The sequence below is a fragment of the Streptomyces sp. M-16 genome, assembly GCF_052114405.1.
GTDB lineage: Bacteria > Actinomycetota > Actinomycetes > Streptomycetales > Streptomycetaceae > Streptomyces.
Genome location: NZ_JBFRER010000170.1, coordinates 1 through 12,283, shown reverse-complemented (window position 1 = coordinate 12,283; position 12,283 = coordinate 1). Strand labels below are relative to the sequence as shown.

9 protein-coding genes are annotated in these 12,283 nt (G+C 75.4%); 5 read left to right on the top strand and 4 right to left on the bottom strand.

The features are described from left to right. Nucleotides 1-3,253, bottom strand: a 3,253-nt coding sequence (locus AB4039_RS39310) for a glycosyltransferase family 2 protein (protein WP_442273022.1), incomplete at its 3' end; no start/stop codon positions are given. A 345-nt stretch (nt 3,254-3,598) separates the two neighbouring features. Then, complete coding sequence (locus tag AB4039_RS39305; protein ID WP_003983763.1) at nt 3,599-3,862, bottom strand: WhiB family transcriptional regulator; 264 nt, start codon at nt 3,860-3,862, stop codon at nt 3,599-3,601. A 642-nt stretch (nt 3,863-4,504) separates the two neighbouring features. Between AB4039_RS39305 and AB4039_RS39300 the strand changes: the two genes are divergently transcribed. The 3 genes from AB4039_RS39300 to AB4039_RS39290 all read left to right on the top strand — a co-directional run bounded on the left by AB4039_RS39300 (nt 4,505) and on the right by AB4039_RS39290 (nt 7,378). After that, nucleotides 4,505-5,053, top strand: coding sequence for a cysteine dioxygenase (locus AB4039_RS39300; RefSeq protein WP_266839397.1), 549 nt, complete (start codon nt 4,505-4,507; stop codon nt 5,051-5,053). 67 nt (nt 5,054-5,120) lie between these two features. Beyond that, a complete protein-coding gene (gene cofD / locus AB4039_RS39295) occupies nt 5,121-6,080 on the top strand; it encodes a 2-phospho-L-lactate transferase (RefSeq protein ID WP_266839398.1) in 960 nt (319 codons plus the stop codon). Further along, on the top strand, nt 6,077-7,378 hold the full coding sequence (locus AB4039_RS39290) for a coenzyme F420-0:L-glutamate ligase (RefSeq protein WP_266839399.1): 1,302 nt from the start codon (nt 6,077-6,079) through the stop codon (nt 7,376-7,378). The genes cofD and AB4039_RS39290 overlap by 4 nt, the downstream gene beginning before the upstream one ends. On the opposite strand, the gene AB4039_RS39285 is transcribed toward AB4039_RS39290, so the two are convergent. Further along, nucleotides 7,375-8,379, bottom strand: a complete 1,005-nt coding sequence (locus tag AB4039_RS39285) for a DNA-3-methyladenine glycosylase 2 family protein (protein ID WP_266839400.1) — start codon at nt 8,377-8,379, stop codon at nt 7,375-7,377. The genes AB4039_RS39290 and AB4039_RS39285 overlap by 4 nt on opposite strands. A 347-nt stretch (nt 8,380-8,726) precedes the next feature. Further along, nucleotides 8,727-10,142 carry a peptidoglycan recognition protein family protein gene (locus AB4039_RS39280; protein WP_442273021.1) on the bottom strand — a complete coding sequence of 472 codons (1,416 nt, stop codon included), beginning with the start codon at nt 10,140-10,142 and terminating at the stop codon, nt 8,727-8,729. Between the two features lie 140 nt (nt 10,143-10,282). On the opposite strand from AB4039_RS39280, the gene AB4039_RS39275 reads away from it, so the two are divergent. After that, nucleotides 10,283-11,032 carry a TIGR03089 family protein gene (locus AB4039_RS39275; RefSeq protein WP_280920465.1) on the top strand — a complete coding sequence of 250 codons (750 nt, stop codon included), beginning with the start codon at nt 10,283-10,285 and terminating at the stop codon, nt 11,030-11,032. Between the two features lie 145 nt (nt 11,033-11,177). Continuing rightward, nucleotides 11,178-12,283, top strand: a 1,106-nt coding sequence (locus AB4039_RS39270) for an LCP family protein (protein ID WP_442273020.1), incomplete at its 3' end; no start/stop codon positions are given.

Genomic DNA, 12,283 nt, shown 5'->3' with positions numbered 1-12,283 from the left:
GTCCGGGCACGCTCGCCCCGGCGCCGTCCGCGGCGGGGGCGGCGGCGTCCTCCTCGGGCAGGTCGTCGTCGAGGCGGGCGCGGCGGCCGGGCAGGGCCATCACCAGCAGCACCAGCGCGAGGATCCCCTGCGTCCAGTGCCAGGCGTCGCGGGCCAGGGAGTCGGTGTGGACGAGGGCGAGGCGGCCGCCCTCCTTGGGGAGGGCGAAGCCCTGTGCCCAGCCGTCGCGGCCTTCGAGGGCCTTGGGCTTGAGGGGCTTGCCGTCGAGGGTGGCGTGCCAGCCCGGGTCGGCGCGGTCGGCGACGCGCAGGGTGCGGCCCTCCTCGCCGGCCGGGATCTTGGCATGGGCCTCGACGGGTCCGGCGTCGACGGCGACGGTGGCCTGGCCCTGCTTGCCGGGGAGGATCGCGACGCGGGCGGGCAGCCGCTGGACCTCCCAGATGGCGGTGCCGTCGTCCTGGTGGCGCTGGCGCAGGCCGGGGGTCCCGTCGAGGGTCCGGCGCATCGCGGGGGAGCCGCCGGGCGGGATCATCACGTAGCGGACGGCGAACGCGCCGAGCTGCTCGGACTGGTCTGCTCCGGATCCGGAGACCAGGCTGGAGACGGCCTGGGCGAGGCGGGGCTCGGAGCCTGCCCCGGCGAGGAGTTCGGCGTCGCCGAGGCGGACGCCGGAGCCGCGGACCAGGGTGTAGGAGACGGTGGCGGGCGAGTCGCCGGCCAGCACGAGGGTGCGGGTGCGGTTGCTGTCGTCGGACTGGGCGGCGACGAAGGCCGGGACCTGGACGGGGTCGCGCCGTCCCAGCGGTCCGTCGGCTCCGGCGACGGTCCAGACGGCGGCGAGGAGCAGCGGGCCGAGGGCCGCGCCGAGGGCGACGAGGGCGGCGAGCGGCTGGCGCCAGCCGAAGCTGCGGGCGGCGACCCGCTCCCTGGCGCCGTCGGCGCCGAGCACGGCGGCCGCGATCAGCGCGAGTCCCTGGACGAGGGTGGCGGGGCCCGCCCAGCCGTCGCGGTTGAGGAGGACGGCGAGGAACAGGGCGGCCAGGGCGGTGGTCCAGGCGACGGCCACGGCGAAGCGCCGGTCGGCGCGGAGCAGTGCGGCCAGGGCGGCGAGGACGGTTCCGGCGAAGAGCAGTCCGCCGGTGGTGCCGGGGCCGCCGGGGCTGGCGCCGAGCAGGCCGAGGGCGGTGGCGGAGCCGCTGCCGTAGGGCAGTCCGGCCTCGCGCAGGAAGCGGCCGGGGTGGGCGAGCAGGCCCAGGGACCAGGGCGCGAGGACGGCCAGGGGGACGGCGAGGGTGGCGAGCAGCCGGGGGGCGTACGCCTTCCAGCGCGCGCGGCGCACGAGGAGCGCGCCGGTGCCCAGGACGGCGGCGAGCGGCCACACGACGGGGGTGAAGGCGGTGGTAAGGGTCAGCAGCAGGGTGTACGTCCACACGGCCCGCCAGGATCCGGTGGTCTCGCGGTCGGCGAAGCCGAAGGCGGCGACGGCGGAGCGGGCGAGGAGCGGCAGCAGGACGGCGAGGACGGCGGTGCCCAGGCGGCCCCCGGCGAGGGCTCCGGTGACGGCGGGCAGGAAGGCGTAGGCGACGGCGGCCCAGGCGCGCAGCAGGCGGGAGGTGACGAGGGGGCGGGAGGCGAAGTAGGCGGTGAGCCCGCAGAGGGGGACGGAGCAGACGAGCAGCAGGGTCAGGGCGGCCTTGGTGGAGCCGAGCAGGGGCGCGGCGAAGGCGGCGAGGACCGCGAGGTAGGGGGGCGCCCCGACGGTGGTGCCGATGCCGACGGGCTGCCAGTCGCCGGTGTAGGCGTGCCACAGGTCGAGGGCGCCGGGCGGGGCGGGGAGCAGGGCGCCGCCCATCAGGGCGCCGCCGCCGATCAGGGCGCGGCAGGCGGCGAGGGAGACCAGCAGCAGGAGTGCGAAGAGGACGGGGGCGGGCCTGCGGGCGATCCGCTTGAGCCGGCCGAACTGTTCGATCTCCAGGTAGTCGGCATCGTCGCCGCCGGGTCCGGATTCGACGGCTCCGCCGTGCCGTCCGGCGGGGGCGGTGTCGGCGCCCTGTCCGGAGCCGAAGTGGCCGGCGAGCTGTTCGGCGCCCGCCCGCAGGGTGGCTCCCGGCGGGGGGAAGAGGGGACGCAGGTCGGCGGCGGGGACGGCGGGCCGGCGGCGGGCCTTGCGGGCGGCGAGGATCCGGCCGGGGCGCAGCAGGGTGGCGAGGAGGCCGGTGAACTCGTCGACGGCCTGGCCGGGGGCCTTGCCGACGAGGTAGCCGAGGGTGCGCAGGAGGGTGGCGAGGACCAGGCGCAGCAGGACGTAGGGCAGGCCACGGCCGGAGCAGTTGGCCAGCAGGGTGTAGACGGCGCCGGCCTTGTCGACGCGGTGGGGGTCGACGGCGGAGCGGCCGGCGCAGTCGACGGTGCGGCGTTCGCGGGCGGCGGCCTCGGCGTGGCGCAGGACGGCGTCGGGGGCGACGAGGACGGTGTGGCCGGCGCTGTGGGCGCGCCAGCACAGGTCGACGTCGTCGCGCATGAGGGGCAGGCGGCGGTCGAAGCCGCCGAGGGCGTCGTAGACGTCGCGGCGCACGAGCATGCCGGCGGTGGAGACGGACAGGACGGGGCGGACCTGGTCGTGCTGGCCCTGATCCTGTTCGCGGCGGTCGAGGCCGGTCCAGCGGCGGCCGCTGCGGGCGATGGTGACGCCGGCTTCGAGGAGCTGCTTCTTGTCGTACCAGCCGCGCAGTTTGGGGCCGATGACGGCGGCGTCGGGGTTCTCGTCGGCGACGCGCAGGAGTTCGGCGAGGGCGTCCGGTTCGGGGGCGCTGTCGTCGTGGAGCAGCCAGAGCCACTGGACGGGTTCGCCGTGGGGGAGGTCGGGGAGGTCGTGGGCGTCGTCGCGCCAGGTGCGGCTGACGGGGTCCCAGCCGCTGGGCCGCTTGAGGTACGGGAGCTCCTCGGCGGTCAGGACCGGCGCGCTGCGGACGGCTTCGTCGACGGCGGCGCCGAAGCCGGTGCGCCGGGCGAGGTGCAGGACGCGGTCGTCGCCGAAGGCCTGGTCGAGCAGGCGCGCGGAATCGTCGGCGCTGCCGGTGTCGGCGGCGACGTGGCTCTGCGCGGGGCGTTCCTGGGCGAGGAGGCCGGCGAGGGTCTGGGGCAGCCAGCGGGTTCCGTCGTGGGCGACGAGGACCGCGGTGACGACGTGCCGGGGGAACTCGGGGGTGGCGGCTGCCTGGTGGGAGGCCGTCGAGTTGCTGTGCAGGGACATCGCGGTACGGGCCCTCCGGCCGGGGATCCGGGGGTGGTGTGCCCTCGGAGGCTGCTGGACAGCGCCCCACCCTAACGGCTGGGAAGGGGACGGTCCGCCTCGTGTGCGCGGGGCCGGGAAGGTGACGGTCCGCCTCGCCCGCGCAGGGCCCGGAACGCGACGGTCCGCCTCCTGCGGGGAAGGTGCGGGAGGCGGACCGTTTGCCCTGTGTACCGGTGGTGCGCGTCGTGCGGTGTGCGGTGGTGGTGCGCGGGGGGCCTGGCGCCGTGGGGGCCGGGCCCTCGGGTATGGGGTGGGCGGCGGGACGGGTGTCCCGGCGGGGGCGGTGCGGCCGGTGCGGCCGGATCAGACCGCCGCCTTCTTCAGCCTGCGGCGCTCGCGCTCGGAGAGGCCGCCCCAGATGCCGAATCGCTCGTCGTTGGCGAGGGCGTACTCCAGGCATTCGGACCGGACTTCACAGGCCAGGCAGACCTTCTTGGCCTCGCGGGTGGAGCCGCCCTTCTCGGGAAAGAAGGACTCGGGGTCGGTCTGGGCGCACAGCGCGCGCTCCTGCCATCCGAGCTCCTCGTCCGCCTCCTCGACCAGCAGTTCCTGAAACAGCTCGGTCATGTGCGCCCCTCGCTCTTCTGTGCGTCCCCGTGGTGTTGCCGTTACTGATCGCCAGGTAACGACACGAGTGAAATTACAAGTGCGTGGCTCCGGCGCAGTCAAGCCGAGATCTGCTATTGGGCGCCTTATTCACTCTGCGGAACCAAGCCTATGCAGAAAGTGTTCATATCGCCAAAAATCGTGACACATGGCTCAGGTGTCGCGCGGGCGCCACCCTCTCTCGTTGCCGACGATTCGCTCCGGGGCGGGGTTGCGATTCGGCCGAAGATGCGGCGCGGATCACATTCCGGTTACGAGTGCGGGCTACGGGTTTGAAGGCGGCTCGGGCGGGACTGAACGGCACATCCCCTGGACCCGACTGCACAAACCTTTCTCCGCGCACGGTAACCGGATGAGGTGAAACTTTTCCCTCAAACCGGACATTGGGTTGACAGTCCGCCCCTTTCCCCGTTCTCCTTGTACGCATGTCAGCGCCCGCAGCCGCCACCCGGACCCCCATTCGTGGGTTCCTGTGCGCTGCCCAGGTTCGCTGTTGCTGTTGCAGCTGTTGATGCCTCCGGAGCCCCGGCTCCGTCCGAGCACCGGCTACTCCCCCACAGCAACCGCCCCGCACGACTGACATCCGTCGAGGACACCCCCACGATGAACAGCGCCCCCGCCGCCACCGCTCCCACCACCGCCCCCACCGCCACGGCCTCCGTGATCGAGAGCGACCTCCAGATCGCCGGCGACATCCTCTCCGTCCAGCACCTCCTGCAGCCCGCCCGCGAACACCCGGCCACCGTCGCCGAGTTCGCGGGTCTGGCCCGGTCCATCGCACAGGACCGCGGGAGCTGGGAGCACCTGGTCCGCTACGACGCCACCACCCGCTGGTACCACCGCCTGCGCACCGGCCCCGGCTACGAGGTCTGGCTGCTCAGCTGGGTCCCCGGCCAGGGCAGCGGCCGCCACGGCCACGGCGGCTCCTCCGGGGTGCTGACCGTCCTGGACGGCGAGCTCACCGAGCACAGCGCCCGCGGGCCGCTCGCCCTCGGCCCCGGCTCCCAGCGCGTCTTCGCCCCCGGCTACTCCCACGAGGTCGTCAACGACACCCTCGACGGAGCCGTCAGCCTGCACGTGTACTTCCCCGGCCTGACCGAGATGCCCATGCACAGCTGCTCCCCGGCCCGCGAGGAACACGTACCGGCCTGACGCCCCCGCCCGCCACCCGGCCTGCACCCCCCGTCGGGGGACGGCCGGCGGCTGACAGACTGTCCGCATGCGCATTGTTGTTCTGGCCGGCGGCATCGGCGGCGCCCGTTTCCTGCGCGGACTCCTGTCCGCCGTCCCCGACGCGGACATCACGGTCATCGGCAACACCGGTGACGACATTCACCTGTTCGGGCTGAAGGTCTGCCCCGACCTGGACACCGTGATGTACACCCTCGGCGGTGGCATCAACGAGGACCAGGGCTGGGGCCGCACCGACGAGTCCTTCACCGTCAAGGAGGAACTCGCGGCGTACGGGGTCGGACCCACCTGGTTCGGCCTCGGCGACCGCGACTTCGCCACCCACATCGTCCGCACGCAGATGCTCGGCGCCGGCTACCCGCTCAGCGCCGTCACCGAGGCCCTCTGCGACCGCTGGCAGCCCGGCGTCCGGCTGCTGCCCATGTCCGACGACCGCGTCGAGACCCACGTCGCCATCACCGACCCGGAGTCCGGCGAGCGGCGGGTCGTCCACTTCCAGGAGTACTGGGTCCGGATGCGCGCCGCGGTGGACGCCGAGGCCGTCGTGCCCGTCGGCGCCGAGCAGGCCAAGCCCGCACCGGGCGTGCTGGAGGCCATCGCCGCCGCCGACGTGATCCTCTTCCCGCCGTCGAACCCCGTCGTGTCGGTCGGCACCATCCTCGCCGTCCCCGGCATCCGGGAGGCCGTCGCGGCCGCCGACGCTCCCGTCGTCGGCCTCTCCCCCATCGTCGGCGGCGCCCCCGTGCGCGGCATGGCCGACAAGGTGCTGGCCGCCGTCGGCGTCGAGGCCACCGCGGCCGCCGTCGCCCTGCACTACGGGACCGGCCTGCTCGACGGCTGGCTCGTGGACACCGCCGACGCGGACGCGGTCGCCGAGGTGGAGGCCGCCGGCATCACCTGCCGGGCGGTACCGCTGATGATGACCGACACGGAGGCCACCGCCGCGATGGCGCGGGCCGCCCTGGAGCTCGCCGAGGCGTCCCGGTGACCGTGCCCGCCCCCTCGTACGAGGTGCGGGCCCTGGCCGGGATCCCCGAGGTCCGTCCCGGCGACGACCTGGCGGCCCTGATCGCCGGGACCTCGCCCGGCCTGCGCGACGGGGACGTCCTGCTGGTCACCTCGAAGATCGTCTCCAAGGCGGAGGGCCGGATCGTCACGGCGGCCTCCCGCGAGGAGGCCATAGACGCCGAGACCGTACGGGTCGTCGCGCGCCGGGGCACGCTGCGGATCGTGGAGGACCGGCGGGGCCTGGTGATGGCCGCCGCCGGCGTCGACGCCTCCAACACCGGGCCCGGCACCGTCCTCCTGCTGCCCGAGGACCCGGACGCCTCGGCGGCCCGGATCCGGGCGGGGCTGCGCGAGCTGCTCTCCGTGGACGTCGGCGTGATCGTCACCGACACGTTCGGGCGGCCCTGGCGCACCGGGCTGACGGACGTCGCCATCGGCGCGGCCGGGGTACGGGTCCTGGACGACCTGCGCGGCGGCACCGACGCGCACGGCAACCCGCTGAGCGCGACGGTCGTGGCGACCGCCGACGAACTGGCCGGCGCCGGCGACCTGGTCAAGGGCAAGGCGGCGGGGCTGCCCGTGGCCGTCGTCCGCGGACTGGGACACGTCCGCGGTGAAGGGTCCTCGGCACGGGACCTGGTGCGCGCCCCCGCCGACGACATGTTCCGGCTGGGCACCTCGGAGGCCGTACGGGAAGCCGTCACGCAGCGGCGCACCGTACGGGACTTCACCGACGAGCCGGTGGACCCGGGCGCGGTACGGCGGGCCGTCGCCGCGGCCGTGACGGCCCCGGCGCCGCACCACACGACGCCGTGGCGCTTCGTCCTGCTGGAATCGGCGGCCGCGCGCCGGGAACTGCTGGACGCGATGCGCGACGCGTGGATCGCCGACCTGCGCGCCGACGGCAAGTCCGAGGAGTCCGTCGCCAAGCGGGTGCGGCGCGGGGACGTGCTGCGCCGGGCCCCGTACCTGGTGGTGCCCTGCCTGGTGACGGACGGCGCGCACGACTACGGGCACGCGCGGCGGGACGCGGCCGAACGGGAGATGTTCGTCGTCGCGATGGGCGCCGGCGTGCAGAACTTCCTGGTGGCGCTGGCCGGTGAGCGGCTGGGCTCGGCGTGGGTGTCCTCGACGATGTTCTGCCGGGACGTGGTGCGCAAGGTGCTCGCGCTGCCGGAGGACTGGGACCCGATGGGCGCGGTGGCGGTCGGCCACCCGGCCGTGGCCCCGGCGGCGCGGGCGCAGCGGACCGCGGACGCGTTCATCGAGGTCCGTTAGAGGCGGCCGATGTCGCCGCGCGGCATGCGCGGCGCGCGGCGGGGCGGGGTCCGGCCCGCGAGGAGGATGAGCCGGGCGGCGCGGTGGCGCTGGCCCTCGTACGGGGCGAGCAGCTCCAGCATCCGGTCGTCGTCGGCGTCCCGGTCGCCCGTGAGGGCGTAGCCGACGATGCCGGGCAGGTGGAGGTCGCCCGTGGTGAGCGCGTCGGCGGCGCCGTTGCTGCGCTGGAGGGTCTCGGCGGAGGTCCACGGGCCGATGCCGGGCACGGCCTCCAGCCGGGCGGCCGCCCTCGGCAGGTCCATCGCGGCGGCCTCCTCCAGCCGGTCCGCCACGCGGGCGGCGCGCACGATGGTCGCCGAACGCTTCGCGTCCACTCCCGCCCTGTGCCAGTCCCAGGACGGGATCAGCGCCCAGGTGCGGGCGTCGGGCATCACGTACATCTCCTGCGGCCCGGGGGCGGGCTCCCCGTACTGGCGGACCAGGCGGCGCCAGGACCGGTAGGCCTCGTCGCTGGTCACCTTCTGCTCCAGCACCACCGGGACCAGCGACTCCAGCACCAGCCCGGTACGGGTCAGGCGCAGCCCGGGGCGGCGGCGGTGGCTGGCGTGCACGAGGCGGTGGCGGGGGACGAAGGCGGCGGGATCGTCGTCGGCGCCGAGCAGCCGGGGCAGCTCCGCGAGCACCCACTCGGCGCCGGGGCCCCAGGCCTCCGCATCGAGCTCCTCGCCGGCTCCGGCCCGGCCGACCCGGAGCGTGGCCGGGCCCTGCGGGGTGCGGGTGGCCCGCCAGACGGAGCCGTCGGGGGTGACGCGGAAGGTGGGGTCGGCGGGGCCGCGGCGCAGCGGGCCGAGGGTGAGCCCCAGGTCGACGGGCCCGCCGGGGCTCCAGCGGCGGCGCTGCGCGGCGGCGGAGGGCTTCGGCCCGGCCCCGGGCCCGGGGGGTACCTGGGTACGGCCGCCACGTACGGCGGTGCGGGTGAGGGGGTCGAAGCGGCCGGCCATGCCTTGAGCGTAGCCCGCCGGGGGTCCGGCCCCGCCGCCGCTGCGCGGACCGCCTCCCCGGAACTCCGCCCCGCACCCCGCGCCTCAATCGCCGGCGGGGCTGGATTTTGGCCGGCCGGGACCTGCTGACGCCCGGCCGGGGGCGGGGACGGGGTGGGGTGTCGGCCGGGACGTAAAACGTGATGTGTTGGCGCGAGGTACCTGGCACCAACGCAAACCCGGACAGGGCGCCATAAATCATGCAGTCCCGGACGACACCCCGCCCCGGCACCGACCCCGGCCACCCCGCAGCCCCCGGCCAGGACCCGGGCCACCCCGCCCGGCCAGGGCAAGGGCAGCGGCGGCCGTCAGCGGCCCTGGAGCCTCGCCGACCTCGTGCGGGTCGGCGGGAGCTGGTTGTACAGCTGCCTGCCGGGGCATTCCGTGGCGAAGCCGTCGCGGTGGCCCGAGATCACGTTCATCTTCACGCTGGTCCCCTTCGGGAACCGGTTCCCGCCGCCCGACCTCAGGGTGGTCTTCGCCCTCGGGTCCGCGCCGAACAGCCCGAGCTTCCAGGCCGTGAGCCGGGCCACCGCGTCGACGGCCGCCTTCGGCGGGGCGGCGCCCCCGAAGGAGCCGATCACCGCGATGCCCATGCTGTCCGCGTTGAACCCCATGGTGTGCGCGCCGAGCACCGGCTTGGCGACCCCGCCCGCCCGGCCCTCGTAGACCGTCCCGCAGCGGTCGACGGCGAAGTTGTAGCCGATGTCCCGCCAGCCCTCGCTGACCACGTGGTAGCGGTAGAGGCTGCGCAGCACCGCCGGGGCGTCCTTGCAGGCGTAGTTGTTGCCGGAGGCGGTGTGGTGGACGAAGGCCGCCTTGACGGTGTTCGTGTAGACGAAGCCCGTTTCGCGCAGGCTCTCGTCGGCGCCCCAGCCGCGCCGGGTGACGATCCGCGGGCGCGGGCCGATGTACGGGCGGGCGGCCGCGCCGAGGGATCCGTCGGCGGCGAGGACGGCGTCGGCGGTGGAGTCGGCCTTGTTGAGCGCGCCGATCTCCAGCGCGCCGAGCGTGGCGTGCGGGACGTTCGCGGCGGAGGACTCGGCCCCCTCCATGGTCATCTCGGGCAGGAGCGCCGCGTCGCCCTTGTCGTCGCCGGCCGGCGACGACAGGCGGCCGGCGTTCTTGCCGTCGAGCACGGCGACGGGCTCCGCCGCGCCCGGGTCGACGAGTTCGATGCGCAGGCCCGAGGGGAGCCGGGACGGGGCCCGCGTGTCCTCGCCGCCGGTCTCGGCGTGGACCCGGACCTCGATCCCGTCGGAGGCGCCGACCCACAGCGGGGCGGTGCTGCCGCGGACGCGGCGCGAGCCGCGCTCCACCGCGTCGGGGTCGGCGGCGTGTTCGCCGTTGTGGGTCTCGACGTCCTGCCAGCGGGACCAGGTGGCCGTGCCCGCGGCGCGGGTGCGGACCTGGACCCGGCCCACGAGCCGGGTGGCGGCGTCGTCCCACACGACGCCGACCAGCGAGAAGGTCTTCACGTCCCGGGCGGCGAGCCCCCGCGCCTCGGGGCGGCCGGGCGAGGCGCTCATGCCCGGTACGCCGGGGATCCGCCCGTCGGAGGGGCCGAGGGGGGCGAGCGGCAGGGACTGGGTGGACCCCGCGGGGGTCACGGGGGCCGCCGCGCCCTCGGACGCGGCGGCCAGGGCCGGAGTGGAGAGCGCGAGCGGCAGGGCCAGTGCGGCCGCGGTCGCGACACCGATCGAGGAAGCAAGGAATCCACGCATGGAAGCGATGCTGGGCACAGCCCTCACGAAGCGCCATCGGAGAACTGACGATCCGTCCGACAACGCCGGGCCCGCGCCTCCCCTGGACGGCGCAGCCGCCGCCCCCCGTACGAGGGAAGGGCCCGCGTAGGCTGGGGCGGGTGAACGCCACTGACCGCACCCCTGCCGACCTGCTGCGATCCGCGCTCGCCGCCGATCCGGGCCGCCCCCTCGTCACCTTCTACGACGACGCCACGGGCGAGCGCGTCGAATTGTCCGTCGCCACCTTCGCCAATTGGGTGGCCAAGACCGCCAATCTGCTCCAGGGCGACCTGGCCGCCGAGCCGGGCGACCGGCTCGCACTGCTGCTCCCCGCGCACTGGCAGAGCGCCGTGTGGCTGCTCGCCTGCGCCTCGGTCGGTGTGGTCGCCGAGGTCGGCGGCGACCCGGCGGGCGCGGACCTGGTGGTGAGCGGGCCCGACACCCTGGAGGAGGCCCGCGCCTGTTCCGGGGAGCGGGTCGCGCTCGCGCTGCGTCCCCTGGGCGGGCGGTTCCCGCAGCCGCCGGCCGGGTTCGCGGACTACGCGGTGGAGGTGCCGGGGCAGGGCGACCGCTTCGCCCCGTTCGCGCCGGTCGACGCCGACGCCCCGGGGCTGGTGGTGGGCGGCGAGGAGCTCTCGTACGCGGCCGTGGTCGAGCGGGCCCGCGCGGACGCGGCGGCGCGCGGCTTCGGCGAGGGCGCCCGGGTGCTGTCGGGGCTGGGCTACGACAGCTGGGAGGGGCTCTCCTCGGGGCTGTACGGGGCGCTGGCCACCGGCGGCTCTGTGGTGCTGTGCCGCCACCTGGACCGGCTGTCGCCGCAGGCGCTGGAGCAGCGGACCGAGAGCGAGCGCGTCACTCACACCGTCTGACGGCGACTTCGCGCGATCTGTCACCCGCATGGCCCTGTACAGGGCGGTGCCCCCGGGCCGTCCGCGGCCCCCGGGGGCAGGATCGGCTCCAGGCCGTACTCACCCGTACGGCTGGCATCCGGTTCGGCGAGGGGACGGAACGGCAGTGACGGACAGCGCGGGCATACCGGGCGGCACCGGGGCGGCCGGAGGCGGGCAGAGGCCTCCGGCCGACCGCCGGCGTCGGCGGCTGCTGCGCTGGATCGGGCTCGGGGCCGTCCTGCTGGTCCTGGCGGGCGCGGCCACCGGCTGGTGGCTGTACGCCAAGCTCGACGGGAACATCACCGCGGACACCTCCGCCGAGGCGGAACTGCGCCGCTACGAGCGCGAGCGCCCGGCGCACTCCGCCGAGGGCGCCCGGAACATCCTGCTGATCGGCTCGGACTCGCGGTCCGGCCGGGAGAACGCGGGCTACGGGCAGGACGGCGGCACGCAGCGTTCCGACACGACGATCCTGCTGCACCTGTCGGCGGACGGCGGGAGCGTGACGGCCGTCTCGATACCCCGGGACCTGATGACGGAGGTCCCGAGCTGCCGGGCCGCCGACGGGACCCGTACCGCCGAGCGCTTCGCCCAGTTCAACTGGGCCTTCCAGTGGGGCGGGGCCGCCTGCACGATCCGTACGGTCGAGCGGCTCACGGGGGTCCGGATCGACCACCACATGGTGCTGGACTTCGGCGGTTTCAAGCAGATGGTCGACGCCGTGGGCGGGGTGGAGGTGTGCCTGCGGCAGCCGGTGAACGACGCCGAGGCGGACCTGCGGCTCCCCGCGGGCCGCCACCTGCTCCAGGGGGAACAGGCGCTGGGTTTCGTCCGGGCCCGGTACGGCCTGGGGAACGGCAGCGATACGGAACGGATGGAGCGCCAGCAGCAGTTCCTCGGCTCGCTCGTCAAGAAGGTGCAGAGCAACGGCGTCCTGCTGAACCCGGCGCGGCTCTACCCGCTGCTGGACGCGGCCACCTCCGCGCTGACCACCGACCCGGGGCTGGCCTCGCTGCGCGGGCTGTACGAACTCGTACGGAGCGTCAGGGACATACCGTCCGACCAGATCAGGTTCCTGACGGTGCCGCGCCGGCCCTACGCGCCGAACCCCAACCGGGACGAGCTGCTGGAACCCGACGCGGGGCGCCTGTTCCAGTGGCTGCGGCTGGACCGGCCCGTGACGGTCACCCCGCCCGCGCCCACCTCGACGGCCGCGCCGGCGCCCGCCTC